Source organism: Stutzerimonas stutzeri KOS6, from assembly GCF_000307775.2.
In the GTDB taxonomy this organism is placed as follows: Bacteria; Pseudomonadota; Gammaproteobacteria; order Pseudomonadales; family Pseudomonadaceae; genus Stutzerimonas; species Stutzerimonas stutzeri_B.
In genome coordinates this window covers 892,511-916,213 of the sequence record NZ_KK020676.1, presented here as the reverse complement: position 1 = coordinate 916,213, position 23,703 = coordinate 892,511, and the positions used below count along the sequence as shown (strand labels likewise).

The window sequence follows — 23,703 nt, the reverse complement described above, 5'->3', positions numbered from 1 at the left end:
AGTCGAAATCAAGTGAGTCGATATCGGTCATCGATGGGGGCGGTTGCACGGGCGATGGGCGGCAACCGTAGGGTGGGCTAAAGCCCACCCTACGGTTGCGGCAGGGCGCGGCTTCGGTGCGGGGTAGGGTGGGCTTCAGCCCACCAGGGTCAGCGGCCGGCGCAGCGGGTCAGGTGTTTGCACGGGCGATCGGTGGCAAGCGGTGGGCTAAAGCCCACCCTACGGTTGCGGTAGGGTACGGCATCGGTGCGGGGTAGGGTGGGCTTCAGCCCACCAGGGTCAGCGGCCGGCGCAGCGGGTCAGGTGTTTGCACGGGCGATGGGCGGCAAGCGGTGGGCTAAAGTCCACCCTACGGTTGTGGCAGGGCACGGCTTCGGTGCGGGTTAGGGTGGGCTTCAGCCCACCAGGGTCAGCGGCCGGCGCAGCGGGTCAGGTGTTTGCACGGGTGATGGGCGGCAAGCGGTGGGCTAAAGCCCACCCTACGGTTGCGGCAGGGCGCGGCTTCGGTGATGTCAGGGTCCGATATCTACTCGCCAAACGAGCCGCTGGAGTTATCGCTACCGGCCCAGTCATGTGGCAACAATCCGTTTTCTACATACCGGTTAAAGCTTGAATAGGGCCAGTCGGCTGCCCGTGTGACCAGTCCGTGCTTGATCGGGTTGAAGTGGATGTACTCAACGTGACGCTGCAAGTCTGCTGCGTCGCGGATCTGGTGTTCCCAGAAGCGCCGCTGCCACAGGCCTTTTTCTCGCTTGCGTGCCTTGCTGGGGCTTGGTGCGGCTGCGGGGAGCTGGCGGGAAAAGCTGCTTTTGAGCAGGCCCCAGCGGCCGGCGAAGTCGGCGTCGTCTTCCGGGAGCGTCCAGATGGCGTGAAGGTGGTCGGGCAGGATGCAGATAGCGACGGTTCGAAAGGGGCGGGACCGCTGAGTGAGGCCATAGGCTTGGCGCAGCCGAGCGATCTCGTCGACCAACAACCGAGATCGGCGATCGGCCAGGGTCACGGTGAAAAACCAGGTGCCGCCGGGCACCCGGCTTCGGCGGTAGTTCGACATGGAGGCCTCCTTGCCTTCATGGATTGTGCGGACCGGGTCTATCGGAAAAGGTGGGCTGAAGCCCACCCTACGGCCCCAAGTTCACTGTAGGGTGGGCTTTAGCCCACCATCGTTGGCTGAGCCGCGCTGTTCACCTTGCAACGTGGATCAGCCACGTGCCTTGCGAACGCCTTCACTCAACTCCCGGCACAATCCCAACACGCCCTCGACCGCCTGCTGGCCGCTTTCGGCATTGGCGATCTGGTCGATCAGGGCCGAGCCGACCACCACGCCTTCGCTGAGGCGGGCAATGGCCGCGGCCTGCTCCGGGGTGCGGATGCCGAAGCCGACGCACACCGGCAGGTCGGTATGACGCTTGAGGCGCGCCACGGCTTGCTCGACGTGTTCCAGGGTGGCGGAACCGGCACCGGTCACACCGGCCACCGAGACGTAATAAACGAAGCCCGAGCTTCCGTTGAGCACGACCGGCAGGCGCTTGTCGTCGGTGGTCGGGGTGGTCAGGCGGATGAAGTCGATGCCCGCGGCCTGGGCCGGGTCGCAGAGGTCTTCGTTATGCTCCGGCGGCAGGTCGACGACGATCAGGCCGTCGACGCCGGCTTCCACCGCTTCGGCGAGGAAGCGCTCGACGCCCATCTTGTGGATCGGGTTGAAGTAACCCATCAGCACCAGCGGGGTGGTCTGGTTGTCCTGGCGGAATTCGCGAACCATCTGCAGCGTCTTGGCCAGGTCCTGCTTGGCAGCCAGGGCGCGGATGTTGGCCAGCTGGATCGCCGGGCCGTCGGCCATCGGGTCGGTGAAGGGCATGCCCAGCTCGATGACGTCGGCGCCGGCATCCGGCAGGCCCTTGAGGATGGCCAGCGAGGTGGCGTAGTCCGGGTCGCCGCCGGTGACGAAGGTCACCAGGGCCGCACGGTTTTCCTGTTTCAGCTGCTCGAAGCGCGTCTGCAAACGGCTCATATGTGTTCTTCCTGTTCGTCGTAGTGGTGCATGACGGTCTGCATGTCCTTGTCGCCGCGGCCGGAGAGGTTGACCACCATCAGGTGATCCTTCGGCAGGCCGGGGGCGCGCTTGAATACTTCGGCCAGCGCGTGGGCGCTTTCCAGGGCCGGGATGATGCCTTCCAGGCGGCAGCACTTGTGGAAGGCGGCGAGGGCTTCGTCGTCGGTCACCGAGGTGTATTCGACCCGGCCGATGTCGTGCAACCAGGCGTGTTCCGGGCCGATGCCGGGGTAGTCGAGGCCGGCGGAAATCGAGTGGGCGTCGATGATCTGGCCGTCGTCGTCCTGCAGCAGGAAGGTGCGGTTGCCGTGCAGCACGCCGGGCACGCCGCCGTTCAGGCTCGCGGCATGCTTGCCGGATTCGATGCCGTGGCCGGCCGCCTCGACGCCGATGATCTTCACGCTTTCATCGTCGAGGAAGGGGTGGAACAGGCCCATGGCGTTGGAGCCGCCGCCGATGCAGGCGACCAGCGAGTCGGGCAGGCGACCTTCCTGGGCCAGCATCTGGTCGCGGGTTTCCTTGCCGATCACGGCCTGGAAGTCGCGGACCATCGCCGGGTAGGGGTGCGGGCCGGCGACGGTGCCGATCAGGTAGAAGGTGTCGTGGACGTTGGTCACCCAGTCACGCAGGGCTTCGTTCATCGCGTCCTTCAGCGTGCCGGTGCCGGCGGTGACCGGGATCACCGTGGCGCCGAGCAGCTTCATGCGGAAGACGTTGGCCTGCTGGCGGTCGATGTCGGTGGTGCCCATGTAGATCACGCACTGCATGCCGAAGCGCGCGGCGACGGTGGCGGTGGCCACGCCGTGCATGCCGGCGCCGGTCTCGGCGATGATGCGCTGCTTGTTCATGCGCTTGGCCAGCAGGATCTGGCCGATGCAGTTGTTGATCTTGTGCGCGCCGGTGTGGTTCAGCTCTTCGCGCTTGAGGTAGATCTTCGCGCCGCCGCAGTGCTCGGTCAGGCGTTCGGCGAAATACAGCGGCGAGGGACGGCCGACGTAGTCGCGCTGGAAGTAGGCGAGTTCCTTGGCGAACTCGGGATCGTTCTTCGCCTTTTCGTATTCGGCGGCCAGCTCGTGGATGAGCGGCATCAGGGTTTCGGCGACGTACTGACCGCCGAAGTGGCCGAACAGGCCCTTGGCGTCAGGGCCGTTGCGGTATGAAGTCATGTGAGGCTCCTGTTTGGGCTGGCTGCCGGGCACGGTCGGGAGGATTCGCGGTCAAGACCGCTCCCACGGGCCTCGGCAAGTGGCGCCAGATTACGGCTATGGGCGTCCTGTTAAAAGCGATAAGATCGCCGCAACCCGTCAGGAAAACTCACCAATGACCCAGAGCCTTCCGCCGCTCAATGCCTTGCGCGCCTTTGAGGCTGCGGCCCGCCTGCAGAGCATCGGCCAGGCAGCGGGCGAGCTGAATGTCACGCACGGCGCGATCAGCCGGCAGGTGCGGCAGCTCGAAGAGCAGCTGGGCGTCATCCTGTTCGTCAAGGAAGGACGCGGCGTAAAACTCACCGATGCAGGCGTTCGCCTGCGCGACGCCGCCACTGAGGCATTCGAGCGCCTGCGCAGTACCTGTGCCGAGCTGCAACGGCAGACCGCCGAGGCGCCGTTCGTGCTCGGCTGCCCCGGTAGCCTGCTGGCGCGCTGGTTCATCCCGCGCCTGGATCGGCTCAATCGCGACCTGCCCGAACTGCGCCTGCAGCTGTCCGCCAGCGAGGGTGAGCTGGACCCGCGCAAGCCGGGGCTGGATGCCACGCTGTGCTACGCCGAACCGCCGTGGCCGGCGGACATGCAGGTCTTCGAGCTGGCCGCCGAGCGCATCGGTCCGGTGCTCAGCCCCTACCATCCGCGCTGTGCCGAACTGCGCAGCGCGCCGCCAGCGGCGTTGCTCGATGAAGCCTTGCTGCACACCGCATCGCGCCCGCAGGCCTGGCCGGCCTGGGCGCGCCAGCAGCGCCTGGACCCCGCGCAGTTGCGCCTGGGCCAGAGCTTCGAACATCTGTATTTCCTGCTGGAAGCGGCACTGGCCGGCCTGGGCGTGGCCATCGCGCCGCAACAGCTGGTGGCCGACGATCTGGCGGCAGGGCGCCTGCTGGCACCCTGGGGCTTTGTCGAAACGGCGGCCAGGCTGACGCTATGGGTCCCGGCACGGCGCATGGATCGCCGCGCCGAGCGCCTGGCCGAGTGGCTGCGTGACGAGCTGCGCGACAAGGCGGCCGAATGACGCAGCCTTCGCATGCGCGTCCCGCGCTGCTCCCGGCAGGATATGCCGGCGCGCTGAAGGCCATCGGCTCGACCACCAGGCGGGTCGCACGCTGCTGGCCGCGTTTGGCCGTCGGGCCCTACGACGGCTGCGCACCGATCCCGAAGCGTCGGCGGTAGTCGCCGGGCGACAGGCCCACCAGCTTGTGGAACACCTTGCGAAACGCGCCAGGGTCCTGATAGCCCACCGCCCAGGCCACCTGTTCGATGCCTCGGTTGGTCAGCTCCAGCAGTTCACGGGCCTTGCCGACACGCAGCTGCTGGCAGTATTCGGTTGGCTTGAGGCCGGTGGCCGCGCGGAATCGACGCAGAAAGGTGCGCTCGCCCAACCCCGCCTGAGCGGCCATGGCGGCGACCGGCACCGCGCTGGCGCCCTGGCTCTGCAGCCAGCGCTGCACGCGCAGCACGGCCTCGTCGCCATGATCCAGGCGCGGGGCGAAGCTGCTGAAGTAGCGCTGCGAGTGCCGTGTCAGGTCGATCACCAGAAAGCGTGCGGTTTCCGAGGCGATGGTCGGCCCCAGCAGCCGCTCCACCAGCGCCAGCCCGAGATCGGTCCAGGCCATCAGGCCGCCGGCGGTGATGATGTCGCCGTCATCGACGATCATCCGGTCCGCATCGACCTGCACCTTCGGGAAATGCTCGCGCAAGGCCTGGGCCAGGCCCCAGTGAGTGGTGACGGTGCGGCCGTCGAGCAGGCCGGTTTCGGCGAGCAGAAAGGCTCCGGCGCAGACCGAGCCGAGGGTGACGCCGGCCTGGTGGCATTGCTCCAGCCAGGCGGTGAATGGCTGCGCCAGATGCGCTTCGGGCCTGGCGTCCAGGCACGGCGGCAGGATGATGATGCGTGGCGAACTCTCGCTTCCCGGCAGGCTGTCGAAGATCCGCCGCACCTCTGGCAGGCCGTCCTGCAGTGCCCAGTGACTGACGCGCAGGGTCGGCAGCGCCGCCGCCTGGCGTTCGGCTGCCATGCGGTTGGCCACGCCGAACAGGTCGGTCAGCCCATGAACGGCCGCCAACTGGGCGCCCGGGTACAGGAGCAGGCCGATTTCCAGCGTCTCGGGTGCGGCAGGCATGTCAGTTTTTCCCACGATAATGTCGGTCTGGCCCATCCTCGGCGGTCGTCGTGGCACCTACAGTCTGCCTACGGGCAATGGGCTCGACGACAGGAGAAAGTGATGGGCAAGCGAGCGTTGGTTCTGGTCGACATCCAAAACGATTATTTCCCGGGCGGCAAGTGGACGCTGCACGGGATCGAGGCAGCTGCGGACAACGCGGCGCGTATCCTCGCCGCGGCGCGGGCCGCGGGCGATCTGGTGGTGCATGTCCGCCATGAATTCGCCTCGGCGGACGCGCCGTTCTTCACGCCGGGCTCCGAAGGCGCGCGGATTCACCCCAAGGTGGAGAATCGCGAGGGTGAGCCGGTGATCCTCAAGCAGCAGGTCAACTCGTTTCGCGACACCGAGCTCGAGGCGCTGCTGCGGGCGCATGGCATCGAGGAACTGACCATCGTCGGCAACATGAGTCATCTGTGCATCGATGCCATTACCCGCGCCAGTGCCGACCTCGGCTTCAGCGGCACGGTGATCCACGATGCCTGTGCATCGCGTGACGTGGAATTCAATGGCACCCAGGTGCCGGCGGCACAGGTGCATGCGGCGATCATGGCGTCGCTGGCGTTCGGCTACGCCAACGTGCAATCCACCGAGGCGTATCTGGCTGAGCGGCAGTAACGGCAGACGACGGCGAGCGCACAGCGCCTACGCGCCGTGACGCGCTCGCCATCGTCGAAGTGTGGCTGCGCAGCGTGGACTCAGCTGGCCAGCGCGGTCTGCGTGGCGACTGCGACCTTGTCCGCCGCGTAGCCGTGCGGGTTGCGACTCTGCCAGCGCCAGGCGTCGGCGAGCATGGTGGTCAGATCCTTCTCGGCGCGCCAGCCGAGTTCCAGTTCGGCCTTGCTCGGGTCCGACCAGCATTGGGCGATGTCGCCGCTGCGGCGTGGCTTGATCACATGGGGCAGGGTGCGCCCGGTGACCTCCTCGAAGGCGGTGATCATTTCGCGTACCGAATGACCCTTGCCGGTGCCGAGGTTCCACACCGCGGCGCCCTGCATGTGGTCCAGCCGCTGCAGCGCCCGGAGATGACCTCTGGCCAGGTCGACCACGTGAATGTAGTCGCGGATGCCGGTGCCATCGGGGGTCGGGTAGTCGCTGCCGTAGACGCTCAGCTGTTTTCGACGGCCCACCGCTACCTGCAGCATGTAGGGCAAGAGGTTGTTCGGCACGCCGTTGGGATCTTCGCCGATCAGTCCCGATTCATGGGCACCGATTGGATTGAAGTAGCGCAGCAGGGCAATGGACCAGCGTCGGTCGGAGTCGGCCAGGCCCTTGAGCACGCTCTCGGCCATCAGCTTGGACTGGCCATAGGGATTGGTCGGCACGCCGATGGGGAGGTCCTCGGTGATCGGCATCACCGGCGGTTCGCCGTAGACCGTGGCCGAGGAGCTGAACACCAGCCTGAAGATGCCGGCTTCGGCCATCGCCTGGCACAGGGCGATGCTGCCGCCGACGTTGGTTTCGTAGTAGCGCAGCGGTTCACGCACGCTTTCGCCGACCGCCTTGAGGCCAGCGAAGTGCATCACCGCGCTGATCGGATAGGCCGCGAACAGCGCCTTGAGCAGCGCACGGTTGCGCACATCGCCCTTGACGAAGTGCAGTGGCCGCCCCGCCAGCTGCTCGACCCGGTCCAGGGCCAGCTGCGAGCTGTTGCACAGATTGTCCAGCACCAGCACCTCGTGCCCGGCCTGCAGCAGCTCGAGCACCGCGTGCGAGCCTATGTACCCGGCCCCTCCTGTCACCAGAATCATCTGCCTACCTCCGGAATTCGCGGTCTTTTCGACACGCTCAAGACACTGCGGCTGGCCATGGCTGGCGCTGCATGAGTCTCATAACTGGGATCGGCGAAACGGAACGGGACGGCGACGACAGGCTGCGCGCGGAAGGTTCCGATGCCGGTGTTCAAAACAGGTGTCCTGCAGATAGGGACGGAGCAAGGTCCGGGCGAGTTCAATCCACCCGCTGGCCGGTCGGCCGCCTGCGCGATCGGATGATTGGCGGGAACCCGTACCGGTGGATGTCGTCCATTACCGACAGGTGGCGCGGGTTGCAGGACCCTTGATCAACCCCGCGCCGCGCCGCGATGACACGCCTTACGCACGGCAGCGCTGGCTTTTAAGAGACGGGTGATCGGGCAATGGAAGCCTGCCGCCGTCGCCGTGACGAGGTGCTAGATGAGCTGGGCCGGCCCATACCAATACGACATCGGCAAATCCCGCAATGCGCAACAGGCGCCGGCCGAAGTGGTCTTCGACGATCAGGTACCGACGCTGCTATGCCTGTCGCACCTGCGTTGGAGCTTCGTCTACCAGCGTCCGCAGCACCTGATGTCGCGCTTCGCCCGCGACTACAACGTGCTCTTTCACGAAGAGCCGATTGCCACCGAGGATGCCGAGCCCTGGCTGGAGGTGCGCCCCGAACAGAACGGGGTGCAGGTGCTCATCCCGCGGCTGCCCGCCGGTTGCGAAGGCGACGAGGCGAACCGCGTGCAGCGCAAGCTGCTCGACGACTATCTGGAAAAGCTCGGCGTCGGCCAGCTCATGCTCTGGTACTACACGCCGATGAGCCTGGCGTTTTCCGAGCACCTGGCACCCAACCTGATCGTTTATGACTGCATGGACGAACTGTCGGCGTTCCGCGGCGCGCCAGCGCAGCTGATCGAACGCGAAGTGGAGCTGATGTGCCGCGCCAATCTGGTCTTCACCGGCGGCTACAGCCTCTACGAGGCCAAGCGCCAGCGCCACGACAACGCCCACCCGTTCCCCAGCAGCGTCGACGTCGGACACTTCGCCGCCGCGCGCCGGCCACAGCACGACCCGGACGACCAGGCGGAAATCCCCCATCCGCGCCTGGGCTACTACGGCGTGATCGACGAGCGCCTCGACCTGGCGCTGATCGAGCAGGTGGCACGGATGAAGCCGGACTGGCAGATCGTGCTGATCGGCCCGGTGGTCAAGATCGATCCGGCCGAGCTGCCGCAACGCGACAACATCCACTACCTCGGCGGCAGGACCTATGACGAGCTGCCGCAGTACCTGTCGGGCTGGGACGTGGCGATCATGCCCTTCGCCCTGAACGAATCGACCCGTTTCATCAGCCCGACCAAGACGCCGGAATACCTCGCCGGTGGCTGCCCGGTGGTGTCCACGCCGATCACCGATGTGGTGCGCACCTATGGCGACACCGGCATCGTGCGCATCGCCGATACGGCCGAGGCGTTCGTCGCGGCCAGCGAAGCCGCCATGGCTGACGCCGAAGACCGTGATGCGCTGCTGGCCAAGGCCGACGAGATTCTCGGCGACATGTCCTGGGATCACACCTGGAGCCTGATGAAGGAGAAGATGCAATGCGCGATATGAGCCCGCAGGACAGCGACCCGGAACGCCTCGGCAGTGGCTCCGGCGAACGGCCACAGGCGCGCAGGCGCGGCTTCGACTACCTCATCGTCGGTGCCGGCTTTGCCGGCAGCGTACTCGCCGAGCGGCTGGCGGCTGGCTTGAACAAGCGTGTGCTGGTGGTCGACCGGCGCCCGCACATCGCCGGCAATGCCTATGACTACCACGACGAATCCGGCGTGCTGATCCACCGTTACGGTCCGCACATCTTCCACACCAATGCCCAGCGCATCGTCGACTACCTCTCGCGCTTCACCGAATGGCGGCCCTACGAGCATCGTGTGCTGGCACAGGTGGATGGCCAGCAGGTGCCGATCCCGATCAACATGACCACGCTGAACAGGCTCTACGGCCTGAACATGAGCACCGAAGAGGAAGCGGCGGGTTTCCTTGCCAGCCGCGCCGAGCCGGTGGAGCACATCCAGACCAGCGAAGACGTGGTGATCAACGGCATCGGCCGCGAGCTGTACGAGAAGTTCTTCCGCGGCTATACCCGCAAGCAGTGGGGCCTGGACCCGTCGCAGCTGGACAAGTCGGTGACCTCGCGCATCCCCACGCGCACCAACACCGACGATCGCTACTTCACCGACAGCTTCCAGCAGATTCCCAGGCATGGTTACACGCGGATGTTCGAGAAGATGCTGGCGCACCCGAACATCAAGGTCATGCTCAACACCGATTACCGCGAGATCCGCGACGAGGTGCAGTACGACCAGCTGATCTTCTGCGGCCCGATCGACGAGTACTTCGACTACCGCTTCGGCAAGCTGCCGTACCGCTCGCTGAAGTTCGAGCACAAGCAGCTCGACCAGGCGCAGTTCCAGGCCGTCGGCACGGTCAACTACCCCAGCGAGGACGTGCCCTACACGCGCATCAGCGAGTACAAGCACCTCACCGGGCAAGAGCATCCGAAGACCAGCATCACCTACGAATACCCCTCGGCCGAGGGCGATCCCTACTACCCGATCCCGCGGCCGGAGAATGCCGAGCTGTACAAGCGCTACCAGCAGTTGGCCGACCAGACGCCGGGCGTGACCTTCGTCGGCCGCCTCGGCACCTACAAGTACTACAACATGGACCAGGTGGTCGGCCAGGCGCTGGCGCTGTACAAGCGCATCGAGGAAGCCGAGCTGGCGAGCCAGCCGCAAGCGGTGCCCGAGCAACTCGGCTGAAGCGCAGCGGTCGTTATGCGTGAGGCCCGTCGCATGGCGGGCCACGGCCGCCCGGCGGCTGTCCGGCCGGTAGCGAGTCATTCATGAGGTCAACGATGCATCACCCCAGCCTGTTCAAGAGCTTCTTCCTTGGCGGTTTCGAGTGTTCCAATCATCGGCGCAGCGACGGTCGTCGTCTCGATCTGATCGCCGCGACGGCGCATGACCGCTGGGCCGCGCACGACTATGCCGAGCTGCACCGGCATGGCCTGCACGGTGCGCGCGACGGCTTGCGCTGGCACCTGATCGAGCGCACGCCGGGGCAGTACGACTGGTCGAGCTTCCTGCCCATGCTGCAGGCGGCGCAGCGCCAGGGCATCCAGGTGATCTGGGACCTGTGCCACTACGGCTGGCCGGACGACATCGACATCTGGCGCCCGCAGTTCGTCGAGCGTTTCGCCCGCTATGCCGCGGCGGTGGCGCAACTGGTCAAGGACGAGACGAACGACGTACCGTTCTATGCGCCGCTCAACGAGATTTCCTTCTGGGCCTGGGCCGGCGGCGACGAGGCCTACTTCAATCCAATGGCGCGTGGTCGCGGCTTCGAGCTCAAGCACCAGCTGGTACGCGCCACCCTCGCGGCGATGCAGGCGATTCGCGCGGTCGATCCGCGAGCGCGTTTCGTCCAGGTCGACCCGGCGATTCATGTAGTCGCGGCCAACGACCGGCCCGGCCCGCAGCGCGATGCCGAGCGCTTCCGCCAGGCGCAGTTCGAGGCCTGGGACATGCTCTGCGGCGAGCGGTGGCCGGGCCTTGGTGGCGGCCCGGAGTACCTCGACATCATCGGCGTCAACTACTACTCGGATAACCAGTGGTACCACGGCGATGGCCGCACCATCGAGCGCGGCAACCCGGACTATCGGCCGTTCAAGGGCATTCTTCGGGAAGTCTGGCAGCGCTATCGGCGACCGCTGCTGATCGCCGAAACCGGCGCCGAGGGTGATGTGCGCGGCGACTGGCTGCGTTACGTCAGCGAGCAGGCCGGCCTGGCGATGCAGGCCGGGGTGCCGGTGGAGGGCATCTGCCTGTATCCGGTGCTGGATTACCCGGGCTGGACCGATGAGCGGCATTGTCCGGTCGGGCTGCTCGGCTTTGCCGACGAGAACGGCAAGCGCTGCGTGCACCAGGGACTGGCCGACGAGCTGCGTCTGCAGCAGACGCGCTTCAGCCAGTCGAGCCCGGCGCCGCAGTCTGTCGAAACCATGCCATGAACCGGACGGCCGGCGCGGCACCGGCAAAGCCGGGCGAGGTGCCCCTGCCCGGCCGTCCGCTCGCTTTCCTCTGGCATTACATCTGCGCCCGGCCCTGGCATTTCGGCGGGTTGCTGGCACTGATCATCGGTGCGGCGAGCTGCGCGGTGGCGGTGCAGTACGGCATGAAGCTGCTGGTCGATGCCATGGCGCAGGGCGGTACGCAGCGCAGTTCGGCCAATGTCTGGTGGCCGCTGGGCCTGTTCATCGGCCTGATCGTCACCGAAAACGTGTTCTGGCGCCTGGGTGGCTGGCTCGGCTGTCGCACCGTGGTGGCCAGCGTGGTGGATATCCGCGTCGACCTGTTCAAGCATCTGACCGGCCATCCGATGCGTTATTTCACCGAACATTTCGCCGGCTCGCTGGGCAACCGGATTTCCGCGCTCGGTGCCGCTGCCGGCTCGATCTACGGCGGGCTGGCCTGGAAGATCGTGCCGCCGATCGTCGATTTTATCGGCGCGGTGGTGGTGCTGTTCACGGTTGGCTGGCAGATGGCGGTGGCGTTGATCGTCTTCGTCGCCATCGTCGCCGCGCTGATCACCGGCTTCGGCATTCGCGGCCGCTCCCGGCACCAGCGCTTCGCCGCGCAATCGGCGCGGGTCGGCGGCGAACTGGTGGATGCGGTATCCAACGTCTGGAGCATCAAGGCCTTTTCCGCGCGTGATCGCGAGGCCGAGCGCCTGGCCCATGAGATCGGCTACGAGGCCCATGCCCAGCGGCGCAGTTGGATGTACCTGGAAAAAGCCCGGGTGATGCACGACGTCTGCCTGTCGGTGATGGCCGGCGGCATGCTGGTCTGGGCGATCAACCTGTGGGTCGCCGGCTCGGTGACGGCCGGCGACGTGGTGCTGGTCAGCGCGCTGACCTTTCGCATCCTGCATGGCTCGCGGGATCTGGCGCTGGCGCTGGTGGATGCCACGCAGCAGCTCGGCGCCATCGACGACACCCTGCGCATCATCGTCCAGCCGCATGGCCTGGAGGACACCGACAACCAACTGCTGCTGGCCGAGGGCGACATCACCTTCGAAGGGGTCTGCTTCAGCTACCCTGACCGCGGTCGGGTGTTCGAGAAGCTCGACCTGCATATTCCGGCCGGGCAGAAAGTCGGTGTGGTGGGCTCGTCCGGCGCCGGCAAGTCGACCCTGATCAACCTTATCCAGCGCTTGGACGACGTGCAGGACGGACGCATCCTGGTCGATGGCCAGGACATCCGCAGCGTCAGCCAGGACAGCCTGCGCGAGAAGATCGCCGTGGTCCCGCAGGAAACCGCGCTGTTCAACCGCAGCATTCGCGAGAACATCCGCTACGGCCGTCCCGATGCCAGCGACGAAGAGGTCGTCGAGGCCGCGCGCAGTGCCTTCTGCGATGGTTTCATCCGTGAGTTGCCGCAGGGCTACGACACCCTGGTCGGCGAGCGCGGGGTGATGCTCTCCGGCGGCCAGCGCCAGCGCCTGGGGATCGCCCGGGCGTTCCTCAAGGATGCGCCGATCCTGATCCTCGACGAGGCCACCTCGGCGCTGGATAGCCAGTCCGAAGGCGAGATCCAGGCGGCGCTCAACCACCTGGTGCACAACCGCACGGTGGTGGCGGTGGCGCATCGGCTGTCGACGCTGTCGAGTTTCGACCGGGTCATCGTGCTGCGTGACGGCCGTATCGTAGAGGACGGCCCACCCCAGCAATTGCGCCGCCAGGGTGGCGAGTTCGACGCGCTGTGGCGCATGCAGGCCGAGGGTTTCGCCCACGAGCCTGACGCAGCCTCATGAAGCGCGTCGCGGTTAACTCCAGCAGCCTGCGCGCGCTGGGCTACGACCCCGGGCGGCAGGTGCTGGAAGTGGAGTTCAGCAGCGGCGCGCTGTACCGCTACGAGCAGGTCCCGGCCGCGGCGGTGCAGGCGCTGCTCGAGGCCGACTCGCTGGGCCGGCATTTCAACCAGGTGTTCAAGCCGCAGCATTATCGCTATCGGCGGCTGGAATGATGGTGGCTGGAAACCGCGTGGATAAGCTTCGCGTTATCCACCCTACGTGGATGGAGCCATCGGCGGATCGCCTGCTCCGTTGAGCGTGCGGCGCGCTGGCCTTGGCAGGTAGGGTGGGCTTCAGCCCACCAAATGAGGGTGCGCGTGGCGGTGGGCTGAAGCCCACCCTACGGCCCTGACGTTGGAGAGACGGTCTGCAAACCGCGTGGATGGAGTCATCGGCGGACCGTCTGCTCCGTTGAGCGTCCGGGCGCTGCGGGCTTCGGCAGGTAGGGTGGGCTTCAGCCCACCAAATGAGGGTGCGCGTGGCGGTGGGCTGAAGCCCACCCTACGGCCCTGTCGTTGGAGAGACGGTCTGCAAACCGCGTGGATAAGCTTCGCGTTATCCACCCTACGTGGATGGAGTCATCGGCGGATCGCCTGCTCCGTTGAACGTGCGGCGCGCTGGCCTTGGCAGGTAGGGTGGGCTTCAGCCCACCAAATGAGGGTGCGCGTGGTGGTGGGCTGAAGACCACCCTACGGCCCTGACCTTGCTGGCGGATGGAATGACGGTGGCGCCCGCCATCGGCGGATCGACCGTTGCGCTGAACTTCCGGGGCGCTCTGCGGGCCTCAGTCAGACAGGACGCGTCATCACCGAGCGGAGGCTCCTCAGACCAGAAGGGGAAAAGTGCCATGTCGGATCATCACACGTACAAGAAGATCGAAATCGTCGGCTCATCGCGCAACAGCGTCGACGAAGCGATTCAGAACGGCATCGCCGAAGCCGGCAGCAAGCTGCAGAACGTCGAGTGGTTCGAGGTCGGCGAGATTCGCGGCCATGTGGAAAACGGCAAGGTCGGTCACTTTCAGGTGACCATGAAGGTCGGCTTCCGTCTGGCGGACAGCTGACGCCGAGTGTGGCTGGCGCTCAGCCGGCTACGCCGCGGCTGCGCTCGTAACGGTGCAGCAGCGGCTGGGTACTGAGCCCATGCAGCACGATGCTCAGCGCCACCACCGACAGTACCAGCCCGACGACCGTATGCGCCTCGTCCGGCAGCAGGCCATGGGTTACCGCGTAGCTCAGGTAATACAGGCTGCCGATGCCGCGGATACCGAACCAGCCAGCGGTCAGGCACTGCACCCGGTCGAGGTAGCGCCGCGGCATCAGCAGCGTCACGCTCAGCGGACGGATCAGCAGGAACAGCGCCAGCCCGAGCGGTACGGCCCGCCAGTCCCAATGGGCCGAAACCAGCACGCCGAGCATGGTCACCAGCAGCACTTCCAGGCTGCGCTCCAGCTGTCCACCGAAGGCCAATACATCGCCCATCAGCACGCCCGCTGCGACCTGCGGCTTACCCAGCTCCCGGTTGTCGAGTGGCAGGGCACGTGGCGTCAGGCCTCCTTCGGTTTGATGGGGCACCGCATCGTGGATCAGTTCTTCGGAGGGTGTCTCCGAGTCGTCGGCCGCAACCAGTTCCGCATGGCGCAGGCCGAGGCCCGCGGCGAACACGGCGAGAAAGCCCCAGGCGCCGGCCAGCTCGGCGCCGACATAGGCAAGGGCGATCAGTGCCAGGGCCAGCGAGTCGTTGGGCGACATCGCCGTATCGCCATGCCGGGCGCGCAGGTAGATCGCCACGCGGCCGACCAGTTTGCCCAGCAGGAAGCCGATCAGCAGCCCAGCCGGTACCGCCCACAGCAGCCTGTGCAGAGCCCATTCGCCGACCCAGTCCGCTTCCAGTCGGCCCTGGGCGATGAGCATCAGGCCGAAGACCACGAAGGGAAACGCCGTGCCATCGTTGAAGCCCGCCTCGCCGGACAGGCCGTAACGCAGGCGGTCGCTGTCGCGGGCGCTGTTGACCTGCACCAGGCTGGCCAGTACCGGGTCGGTGGGCGCCAGGATCGCGCCGATCAGCACCGCGACACCCCAGCTCAGGCCGAACCCGTAGTGACACAACAGGGTGACGCCGCCGATGCAGGCGAGCATCACCGGCCCTGCCAGCACATAGGCGCTTTTCCAGGCTGGGTGGCTCATTGGCAGGCGTAGCTTCAGCCCGCTGACGAACAGCGAAACCAGCACGGCGACCTCGGTGAGGTGTTCCATCCAGCCGGCGATCTGCAGGAAGTCCATCTGCCACAGGCCGATGCCGAGCTGGCCGATGAGTACGCCGAAACCCAGGTAGATCAGCGACGTGGTGATCGGCAGCCAGCGCAGGAAAGCCGAGGCGAGGGCGAGGATGAGCAACAGGACGCCGAGAACGGCCATCCATTCGATAAAGTTCATGGGTATTCCGCTGGAATGGCGCCGGGCGCCCGAAAAAGTCTGTCCATTGGAACGGCGGGCGGCAGCAGGGTTCGCCGCCAGCGCAGAGGAAGGCCGCCGCCGGTCAGGGCAGCGGCACGGCGATCACTGGCGCAGTTGCGCGACGATCTCGAAGGCGTGGTGGCGGTCGGCGGTCTCGTAGAGGTCGCAGGTGAAGATCAGCTCGTCGGCCTGGGTCTGCTCCAGCAGCACCTCGAGGCGCGCGCGAACCTTTTCCGGGCCGCCGGTCAGTGCCAGGCCGAGGAAGTCGCCCACCGCCTGCTGCTCATGCGGCAGCCACAGGCCCTGCATGCTCTGCACCGGCGGGCGCAGCACCAGGCTCTGGCCGCGGATCAGTGAAAGGATGCGTTGGTAGACGCTGGTCACCAGGTACTCGGCCTGCTCGTCGCTGTCGGCGGCGATCAGCGGTACGCCAAGCATCACGTAGGGCTTGTCGAGCACTGCCGAAGGCTTGAAGTTTTCGCGGTAGAGCTTGATCGCCTGGTGCATGTAGCGCGGCGCGAAGTGCGAGGCGAAGGCGTAGGGCAAGCCCTTGGCCGCGGCCAGCTGGGCGCTGAACAGGCTGGAGCCGAGCAACCAGATCGGTATGTTGCTGTTCACTCCCGGCATGGCGATGACGCGCTGGTTCGGCTGGCGCGGACCGAGCAGCAACTCCAGCTCCTCGACGTCCTGCGGGAAGTCGTCGGCGCTGCCCATGCGGTCACGGCGCAGGGCGTGGGCGGTGAACTGATCGGCGCCCGGTGCACGGCCGAGGCCCAGATCGATACGACCGGGATACAGCGCTTCCAGCGTGCCGAACTGCTCGGCGATCACCAGCGGTGCGTGGTTGGGCAGCATGACGCCGCCGGCGCCGAGGCGGATGCGCGTGGTATTGGCGGCCAGGTAGCCGAGCAGCACGGCGGTCGCGGCACTGGCGATGCCGTCCATGTTGTGGTGTTCGGCGACCCAGAAGCGTTCGAAGCCGAGCTGCTCGACATGGCGCGCCAGGGCCAGCGCATTGTGCAGCGCCTGGGCCGGCGTGCCGTCATCGCGAATCGGTGCCAAGTCGAGGGCGGAAAAGCGGGTCTGTGCAATACGGGACATCGTCTACCTCTGAAAGAAACGGTGGCGCAGGTGGCTCAGTGGCAATGCTCGGCCTGGGCCTCGGCCAGCACGTTGCGCTGTTCGTCGCGCAACCAGCCCTGCGGGGTGAAGCCCAGCGAGCGGGCCTGGAACAGGTAGCGCTGGCCGGGCTGGAAGTCGTCGTAGCGGATTACCAGGGTACAGCGCATGGTATGGGTTTCGCCGAACAGGCCGAAGTCGCCCCCGCTCACTTCGAATTCGTAGCGTGCCTCGAGTTCATGGGCACCAGCCGGGACCTGGAAATAGCGGCCGTCGGGGGTGCGTTCGCCGTCCAGCTGGTCGGACATGAAGATGTCGCTGGTCTGCGCCATCATGTCGACCCAGGCCATGTTCGGATCGGGTTGCGGCAATGGCCCGGCGCAGCCGGCCAGGGCGAGGAGGGCAAGCAGGGCGAGCGGCTGACGCATGGTTGAGTCCTCGGCAATTGGGTGGCGAGACGCCGGCGCCTCGCAAAGGCTGTCGAGGGTGCGCCAGATGGCGGCGCATTTCAACGCGGGCTCAGTGCCCGGCGAGGTCGCCGCAGCCTTTTTCCTCGGCACGCGCCAGTACGTAGCGATGCTGATCGTAGAGCCTGACCCAGGGGCGGAAGCCATAACCGCCGGCCACCAGCTGATAGCGCGCACCGGCGCGGAAACGGTCGTATTCCAGGGTCAGTCTGCAATCGCGGGTCAGCGCGCTGCTGCCCGGGCCGACGTTGGCGCCGTTGACCTCGAAGCGGTAACGCATTTCCAGCGTGCGGCTGCCCGGCGGAACCTGGAAATAGCGGTCATCGTCCAGTGCCTGGCCGTCGACGGCAACGGCCTGCAGGTGGGTTTCGCCGTTGGAGTTTAGCTCGACCCAGGCCTGTTGCGGATCGGGTTTGGGCATCCAGGCTGCGCAACCGGCCAGGCTGGCGATGAATGGGACAAGAACGAAACCGCGCATGAACAAAGCTCCAGCCGGCGATGTGCTCCGGCAAGGGATCGAATGAGGGAGGCGCTGGCGCCGCAGGTTGCAATCGGCAGCAGGGCCTTTGTAGGGTGCGCTACGCACGCCGGCGCGAGCCGGCCCACCGACCGGTCAATCCGATGCCCAAGCCCAACACCGCTTTGATCGACAGCCGCAGCCTGCGCTGGGTTCCACTGCTGCTTGCCGTCTGTCTGAACGGGTGCAGCTACTACGGGCAGCTCGCCGCCGGACAGCTGGAGCTGTTGCGCCAGCGCGAGCCGATCGAGCAGCTGATCGCCGATGAGTCGCGCGATGCGGTGTTGCGGCAGCGTCTGGCCGAGGTGCTGCAGGCCCGTCGCTTCGCCAGCCGGGCGCTGGCGCTGCCGGACAATCGCAGCTATCGGCTGTATGCCGAACTGGGCCGGCCATACGTGGTGTGGAATCTGTTCGCCACCGAGGAGTTCTCGGTGAAGCCGCTCGAGCACTGCTTCCCGATCGCCGGCTGCGTGGCCTACCGCGGCTATTTTCGCCAGGGCGCGGCGCGCGGCGAGGCGGCTCGCTTGCGTCTGACCGGGCTGGATACCCATGTGGCGGGTGTCGAGGCCTATTCCACGCTGGGCTGGTTCGCCGATCCGCTGCTCAGCTCCATGCTGCACCGCAACGACGAGCACTTGGCGGCGCTGATCTTCCACGAACTGGCGCATCAGCAGCTGTACCTGCCGGGCGACACCGCCTTCAACGAGTCCTACGCCAGCTTCGTCGAGCGCGAGGGTTTGCGCCAGTGGCGCAGCCATCGCCAACTGCCGCAGCAGGACGAGCAGAGCAGTATGCGCTACCGGCAACTGGTGGCGCTGCTGCTGGATACGCGCGAACGGCTTGACCGGCTCTATGCCTCCGGGCGGCCGGCAACGGAGTTGCGCGCGCTCAAACGGGCCGCCTTCGTCGAGCTGCGCCAGCGCTATCGGACGTTGCGTGACGAGCAATGGGGTGGCGATGCGCGCTTCGACCGCTGGTTCGCGCAGCCGTTGAATAACGCCACCCTGCTGCCGTTCGGTCTCTATGACCGCTGGGTAACGGCCTTTGCCGTGCTGTTCGAGCAGAGCGGGCGGGACTGGCCGCGTTTTCACGCGGCGGTGGCAGCGCTGGCCAAGCTGCCCGCCGACGAGCGGGAAGCCAGGCTCGGGCGACTCGCCGGCTGAACAGGCGAAGCGTCGCCGCCTGCTGCCACGGGTCCTTGCGCAAAATGTGCGGCGTGCTTGCAAAAAAACGCGATCTGCCGTTCATCGGCGGCAATCCTGCTGCCTGCCGAACGGCGTGAATCCTTTTCCGGACGCCCCGGTCCTCTCTGAAGGTCGCCCATGTTCATGGCGGCGATCTCCCTATGCCTGATACTCACGTATGACAACGGAGGCTCCATGGAGACCATTTCCGGAATTTTCGACAACAAAGGCACGCCACTGGAGAAGCAGAAGTTCACATGGAAGGAAATGGCCGGCAAGCCGATCAGCAAGCTCGATGACGATGCGTTTACCCGTGTGCGCATCATCCTCATGAACGGCGTGGAAACCGATGCCCTGCGCCTCAAGCACGGCATTGCCCGCTTCAACAAGGAGCTGCGCCTGCCGCTGGCCGAAATCCGTCGCACCGAGCAGCACCAGGCGACCATGATCAACTGGCTGATCGGCGCCGACCATTCGCCGCTGGAAACCACCGTCGCCTATGAGCAGGTCGCCATCGAGGTGACCGCCGCCGTGGCCCAGAGCGAGCCCGATCCCTACCAGGCACAGACCTACCGCTTCGGTCTGCTGGAGGATTTCGACCACCTGTACCGCTATTCGGCGATGCTCGATCGCCTCGAGGGCAAGGATGCCAACAACATCCTGCAGGGCTACACCGACATCGTTCCGGGTCGCAAGACATCCGAGCACCATCGCCACCCGGAAAACGACATCCGCGACAACTACGAGAAGAACACCGCCGCGCTGATCACCAAGATCCACGCGGCGCTGATCACCGGCGCGGAGTACCAGACCCACGACTACTACCAGAACATCGGCCCACTGTTCGCCGACCCGCTGGCGCGCCAGCTGTACGCCGAGATCGCCTCGGTGGAAGAGCAGCACGTGACCCAGTACGGCTCGCTGTCCGACCCCAGCGAAAGCCATATCGAGAAGTGGCTGGTGCACGAGGCGATGGAGGTCTACATGTACGCCAGCTGCGCCGAGCAGGAAACCAATCCGCGGATCAAGGCGATCTGGGAGCGCTTCCTCGACTACGAGCTGGGCCACCTCAACGTCGCCTGCGAATGGTTCAAGAAGCTCGAGGGCCGCGACCCGGCGGAAATCCTCGCCGGCCCGCTGCCGAAGATGGTCGAGTTCAAGAGCCAGCGCGACTTCGTGCGGCAGGTACTGGCCGCCGAGGTCAACCTGCGCAGCGCCGGCCCGGCCTACGTGGACAAGGCCAAGGAGCCGAAGTCCTCGCTCGACTACCGCAACCACCTGGCCTCGGAAGGGCTCGCCTCGGACATCGTCTCGGCGGGTTACCAGTGGGCGCCGGGTGGCGAACTGATGCGCAAGGCTTCCTGAGGAGACGACCATGGCTACTGCAGCGAAAGTAGGTTCCAACGTTACCGGCGTGCAGATGTCCCCGAAGGACACCAAGCGCCTGCTCGATGCCGTCAACGACATTCATCCGGACGTGCCGGGCGACGAGCGCGGCATGCTCGTCGAGCGCTCGGAGCGCGCCGCCGAGGCGGACCGCATCGGATCGGTGCCGGTTCCGGGTTCGGCCAAGGGCATGCTCAAGACCGGCTTCGACATGATGCGCGGCAAGAGCCCCGAGGTGTTTCTCGACAAGCTCGGCGAGCGCCTGGCCTACGAGCGCAACGGGGTGCGCCTGTACGAGGCGATGATCGCCAAGGTCAAGGGGCTCGACACCCCTGATTCGGCGCTGGTCGACACGCTGAAGCACATTCGTGACGAGGAGCACGAGCACATGATGCTGGTGCACCAGGCGATCGAAACCCTCGGCGCCGATCCGACGTCGCAAACGCCCTGTGCCGATGTGGTCGGGTCTATGGCGCTGGGCATCGTCAACGTGCTGACCGACCCGCGAACCAATGTCGACCAGTGCCTGAATGCGTTGCTGACCGTGGAGCTGGCGGACAACGCCGCCTGGGAACTGCTGATCGAGCTGGCGCAGGCGGCCGGTCATCCGAACATCGCCGACAGCTTCGTTCATGCCAAGACTCAGGAAGACGACCATTTGGTGAAGATCAAGACGCTGATGCGTCGGGATCTGATCATGCAGACCAAGTAATCGCGTGCAAGCGTGACGTTTTGGCGCACACCACCGAAAGGGGATGTGCGTCTTTTTTTGGCGGGGAAAGGTGATGCGGAGTTTGGGGCATTATCGGCTTTTTGTAGTGGCCGATTTCCGAGCTGCTTGGGAGCTTGGTTTCGCCCAGCAGGGCGAAACCAGCCTTTCAGGCAACTCGCCAACGGCCATGAGGCAAAAACGTTCATCCAACGCACCCAGCCTGCTAGCCCGAAGACAACAGACTAACCAAAGAAAAAGGGGTGCCGCCTGCGCGAACACCCCTCCTCAACGATCACCGGCGAGCCGGTCAATCGTTGCCGACACTCGCCGTTTGCACGGTACAGCCCCAGACTTCCAGCGCCGGCTGGTCCGCTTTTGGCGGGCCTAGCCATTCGCTCATGGCGTGGCAACGCTGGTCGAAACACAGTTGGTAATCCCCTGCCTCGGGGGTTCGCCCCAGGCGCAGGAGTGGCAACGCAGGCATCTGGCGCTGGTAATGCCAGGCCCCGTCGCGCAGTTCGGCGTCATCCGGGATTTCCATCCCGGCGCCAGAACCCTTGACCCGCGCTTCGCCGAGCAGCAAGCCGGCCGGCGTCACGCGGTAATCCTCCTCCCAGCGAATCTTCTCGATGGTGTGGTTCCATGCCAGGGTGAAGGCGGGGGTGGGCAGCTCGGCCCACACCACGCCCGCGAGCCCAAGGCACAGGCCAATCATGCGACCGCCGGCTCGGCGCGGCGGGCGCGCCAGATGTGCTGCGCGAGGAAGATCGCGCCGAGGGCGAAGCCGATCTCGTCACTCATCGGCGTGGCGAGGATCATCGCAGCACCGGCGGCAAAGGCCAGCGCCTTCTCCCACAAGGCCATGCGGCGCTGCAGGTAGCCGGTGAACACCGCGCCCCACAGGCCGATGGCGAAGGCCGCTTTCAACATCATGTACAGCGTGGCACCCCAGTCACCGCCCTGCATCATCAGCGCCGGGTTGTACACCGCCATGAACGGCACGATGAAGCCGGCGATGGCGATACGGATCGCCCACATGCTGATCTTCAGGCCCTTCTCCTTGGCGATCGGTGCGGCGGCGAAGCAGGCCAGCGCCACCGGCGGCGTGAGGTCGGCCATGATGCCGAAGTAGAAGACGAACATGTGCGAGACGATCAGCGGCACGCCCAGGTCGAGCAGCGCCGGTGCGGCGATCGAACTGGTGATGATGTAGTTGGGGATGGTCGGGATGCCCATGCCCAGCACCAGGCAGGTCAGCATGGTCAGGATCAGCGAGAGGAACAGGTTGTTCTCGCCCACGGCCAGGATGTAGCCGGCGAAAGTCGAGGCCACGCCGGTCAGCGAGACGATGCCGATGATCACCCCGACCAGGGCGCAGGCGATACCCACCGGCACCGCATGGCGCGCACCTTCGACCAGCGCGTGCAGGCAGATGACCAGGGTATCGCGGCCGCCCTTGATGAACCAGCAGACCACCACCAGCGCGGCGATGACCGCGAAGATCACCCCGATACCGAGCTGGAAGAAGCCGGCACAGAGCAGGCCGAGGGCGATCCAGAAGGCGATGCGCAAGGCGAAGCTGGAGACCTTGAGAATGATCGCCGAACCGAGGATGACGATCGCCGTCAGCGCCAGGCCGATGGTGCCCGCGAACATCGGCGTGCGACCGGAGAACAGCAGCCAGACCAGCACCAGCAGCGGGATCAATAGATACCAGCGCTCCTTGACTGCGGCCCAGGCACTCGGGCACTCGTCCTTCGGCAGGCCCTTGAGGCCGGCGCGCTTGGCTTCCAGATGGACCATCCAGAACACCGAGCCGAAGTAGAGCAGCGCCGGAATCAGCGCCGCCTTGGCGATTTCGACGAAGGGCACGTTGATGGTCTCGGCCATGATGAAGGCCACCGCGCCCATCACCGGCGGCATGATCTGGCTACCCATCGACGAGGTCGCCTCGACGCCGCCAGCGAAGGCCGGGCGATAACCGAAGCGCTTCATCAGCGGGATGGTGAACTGGCCGGTGGTGACCACGTTGGCCACGCCGGAGCCGGTGATGGTGCCCATCAGCGCCGAGGACACCACCGAAACCTTGGCCGGGCCGCCGAGCTTGTGGCCGAACAGGCCCATGGCGAAATCGGTGAACAGCTTGATCATGCCGGCCTGCTCGAGGAACGAGCCGAACAGGATGAACAGGAAGATGTAGGTTGCCGAGACGTAGGTCGGCGTGCCGTACAGGCCTTCGGTGCCGAACGACAGCTGGTTGACGATCTGGTCCAGGTAATAGCCGCGGTGCGCGAGATCACCGGGCAGGTACTCGCCGAGCAGGCCGTAGGCGAGGAACAGCCCGCAGATGATCGGCAGGGCGATGCCCATGACCCGCCGCGCGGCCTCGAACACCAGCGCGATCAGCGTCAGGCCGACCAGCATGTCGGCGGTGGTCATGTCGCCGGAGCGCTGGATCAGGTCCGCCTCGAAATACCACTGGTAGATGAAGGTGGCGAACCCGGCCAGGCCGAGCACCCAGGCCACTGGCTGGAACGGCTTGCCGTTGCCGCGTGCCGGGTAGCAGAGGAACACCAGCAGCAACAGGAAACCGACGTGACCGGCACGCAGCACCTGGCTGGATACCGGGTGAAAGGCGGCGGTGACGATCTGGTAGATGGAGAACAGCAGGGCGACGTAGAACAGCGCCCTCGGCCATTCGCTGGGGCTGGCATGCAGCCCTTGGCTTTCGCTCATGGAATCACTCTCTCACTGCAAGGTGGGGGCCTGTAGAAGCAGGCTTGCCAA

The 23,703-nt window shown here is 66.0% G+C and carries 22 protein-coding genes; 11 read left to right on the top strand and 11 right to left on the bottom strand.

What is annotated here, in order from left to right; translation table 11 throughout:
• Positions 1-526: 526 nt before the first annotated feature.
• From B597_RS32510 to trpB, 3 genes are all read right to left on the bottom strand, one after another.
• On the bottom strand, positions 527-1,051 hold the full coding sequence (locus B597_RS32510) for an REP-associated tyrosine transposase (RefSeq protein ID WP_003296933.1): 525 nt from the start codon (positions 1,049-1,051) through the stop codon (positions 527-529).
• A gap of 147 nt (positions 1,052-1,198) precedes the next feature.
• Positions 1,199-2,008: a tryptophan synthase subunit alpha gene (gene trpA, locus B597_RS32505; RefSeq protein ID WP_003296931.1), complete on the bottom strand. Its 810-nt coding sequence runs from the start codon at positions 2,006-2,008 to the stop codon at positions 1,199-1,201.
• Entirely contained in the window at positions 2,005-3,216 is a 1,212-nt protein-coding gene (trpB, locus tag B597_RS32500) for a tryptophan synthase subunit beta (protein ID WP_003296929.1), read from the bottom strand. Before trpB ends, trpA begins: the two co-directional genes overlap by 4 nt.
• Before the next feature lie 154 nt (positions 3,217-3,370).
• On the opposite strand from trpB, the gene B597_RS32495 reads away from it, so the two are divergent.
• Complete coding sequence (locus tag B597_RS32495; protein ID WP_003296928.1) at positions 3,371-4,270, top strand: LysR family transcriptional regulator; 900 nt, start codon at positions 3,371-3,373, stop codon at positions 4,268-4,270.
• Between the two features lie 118 nt (positions 4,271-4,388).
• Here the strand turns inward: B597_RS32495 and B597_RS32490 are convergent, their stop codons facing one another.
• Positions 4,389-5,378, bottom strand: coding sequence for a GlxA family transcriptional regulator (locus B597_RS32490; RefSeq protein ID WP_031323343.1), 990 nt, complete (start codon positions 5,376-5,378; stop codon positions 4,389-4,391).
• Positions 5,379-5,480: 102 nt separating this feature from the next.
• Between B597_RS32490 and B597_RS32485 the strand changes: the two genes are divergently transcribed.
• On the top strand, positions 5,481-6,035 hold the full coding sequence (locus tag B597_RS32485) for a cysteine hydrolase family protein (protein WP_003296926.1): 555 nt from the start codon (positions 5,481-5,483) through the stop codon (positions 6,033-6,035).
• Positions 6,036-6,115: 80 nt separating this feature from the next.
• On the opposite strand, the gene galE is transcribed toward B597_RS32485, so the two are convergent.
• Positions 6,116-7,168: a UDP-glucose 4-epimerase GalE gene (gene galE / locus B597_RS32480; RefSeq protein ID WP_003296924.1), complete on the bottom strand. Its 1,053-nt coding sequence runs from the start codon at positions 7,166-7,168 to the stop codon at positions 6,116-6,118.
• Positions 7,169-7,591: 423 nt separating this feature from the next.
• Between galE and B597_RS32475 the strand changes: the two genes are divergently transcribed.
• The 6 genes from B597_RS32475 to B597_RS32450 all read left to right on the top strand — a co-directional run bounded on the left by B597_RS32475 (position 7,592) and on the right by B597_RS32450 (position 14,138).
• Positions 7,592-8,776 (top strand): glycosyltransferase family 1 protein, encoded by a 1,185-nt coding sequence (locus B597_RS32475; protein WP_003296922.1) that lies wholly within the window; start codon positions 7,592-7,594, stop codon positions 8,774-8,776.
• Positions 8,764-9,984, top strand: coding sequence for a UDP-galactopyranose mutase (glf, locus tag B597_RS32470; protein WP_003296921.1), 1,221 nt, complete (start codon positions 8,764-8,766; stop codon positions 9,982-9,984). Before B597_RS32475 ends, glf begins: the two co-directional genes overlap by 13 nt.
• A gap of 95 nt (positions 9,985-10,079) precedes the next feature.
• Entirely contained in the window at positions 10,080-11,234 is a 1,155-nt protein-coding gene (locus tag B597_RS32465; RefSeq protein ID WP_003296919.1) for a glycoside hydrolase family 1 protein, read from the top strand.
• On the top strand, positions 11,231-13,036 hold the full coding sequence (locus B597_RS32460; protein ID WP_003296917.1) for an ABC transporter ATP-binding protein: 1,806 nt from the start codon (positions 11,231-11,233) through the stop codon (positions 13,034-13,036). Before B597_RS32465 ends, B597_RS32460 begins: the two co-directional genes overlap by 4 nt.
• Positions 13,033-13,248: a KTSC domain-containing protein gene (locus tag B597_RS32455; protein WP_003296916.1), complete on the top strand. Its 216-nt coding sequence runs from the start codon at positions 13,033-13,035 to the stop codon at positions 13,246-13,248. The genes B597_RS32460 and B597_RS32455 overlap by 4 nt, the downstream gene beginning before the upstream one ends.
• A gap of 674 nt (positions 13,249-13,922) precedes the next feature.
• On the top strand, positions 13,923-14,138 hold the full coding sequence (locus tag B597_RS32450; protein ID WP_003296913.1) for a dodecin: 216 nt from the start codon (positions 13,923-13,925) through the stop codon (positions 14,136-14,138).
• A gap of 19 nt (positions 14,139-14,157) precedes the next feature.
• Here B597_RS32450 and B597_RS32445 read toward each other — a convergent pair whose 3' ends face one another.
• The 4 genes from B597_RS32445 to B597_RS32430 all read right to left on the bottom strand — a co-directional run bounded on the left by B597_RS32445 (position 14,158) and on the right by B597_RS32430 (position 17,595).
• Positions 14,158-15,510, bottom strand: coding sequence for a cation:proton antiporter (locus B597_RS32445; protein ID WP_003296911.1), 1,353 nt, complete (start codon positions 15,508-15,510; stop codon positions 14,158-14,160).
• 123 nt (positions 15,511-15,633) lie between these two features.
• The gene (locus B597_RS32440) at positions 15,634-16,632 is read right to left on the bottom strand and encodes an LLM class flavin-dependent oxidoreductase (protein WP_003296910.1); all 999 of its coding nucleotides are present in this window, start codon (positions 16,630-16,632) and stop codon (positions 15,634-15,636) included.
• Positions 16,633-16,667: 35 nt separating this feature from the next.
• Positions 16,668-17,078 (bottom strand): PA0061/PA0062 family lipoprotein, encoded by a 411-nt coding sequence (locus B597_RS32435; protein WP_003296909.1) that lies wholly within the window; start codon positions 17,076-17,078, stop codon positions 16,668-16,670.
• A gap of 91 nt (positions 17,079-17,169) precedes the next feature.
• The gene (locus tag B597_RS32430) at positions 17,170-17,595 is read right to left on the bottom strand and encodes a PA0061/PA0062 family lipoprotein (RefSeq protein WP_003296908.1); all 426 of its coding nucleotides are present in this window, start codon (positions 17,593-17,595) and stop codon (positions 17,170-17,172) included.
• Between the two features lie 143 nt (positions 17,596-17,738).
• On the opposite strand from B597_RS32430, the gene B597_RS32425 reads away from it, so the two are divergent.
• The 3 genes from B597_RS32425 to B597_RS32415 all read left to right on the top strand — a co-directional run bounded on the left by B597_RS32425 (position 17,739) and on the right by B597_RS32415 (position 20,916).
• Positions 17,739-18,797, top strand: a complete 1,059-nt coding sequence (locus B597_RS32425; RefSeq protein ID WP_031323341.1) for an aminopeptidase — start codon at positions 17,739-17,741, stop codon at positions 18,795-18,797.
• A 216-nt stretch (positions 18,798-19,013) separates the two neighbouring features.
• Complete coding sequence (locus B597_RS32420; RefSeq protein WP_024161889.1) at positions 19,014-20,183, top strand: hypothetical protein; 1,170 nt, start codon at positions 19,014-19,016, stop codon at positions 20,181-20,183.
• Between the two features lie 10 nt (positions 20,184-20,193).
• Entirely contained in the window at positions 20,194-20,916 is a 723-nt protein-coding gene (locus B597_RS32415; RefSeq protein ID WP_003296905.1) for a ferritin-like domain-containing protein, read from the top strand.
• A 307-nt stretch (positions 20,917-21,223) separates the two neighbouring features.
• Here the strand turns inward: B597_RS32415 and B597_RS32410 are convergent, their stop codons facing one another.
• Together B597_RS32410 and B597_RS32405 are read right to left on the bottom strand one after the other, a co-directional pair.
• Positions 21,224-21,631, bottom strand: a complete 408-nt coding sequence (locus B597_RS32410) for a DUF1850 domain-containing protein (RefSeq protein ID WP_003296903.1) — start codon at positions 21,629-21,631, stop codon at positions 21,224-21,226.
• Positions 21,628-23,652 (bottom strand): TRAP transporter permease, encoded by a 2,025-nt coding sequence (locus B597_RS32405; protein ID WP_003296902.1) that lies wholly within the window; start codon positions 23,650-23,652, stop codon positions 21,628-21,630. The genes B597_RS32410 and B597_RS32405 overlap by 4 nt, the downstream gene beginning before the upstream one ends.
• Positions 23,653-23,703: the final 51 nt, after the last annotated feature.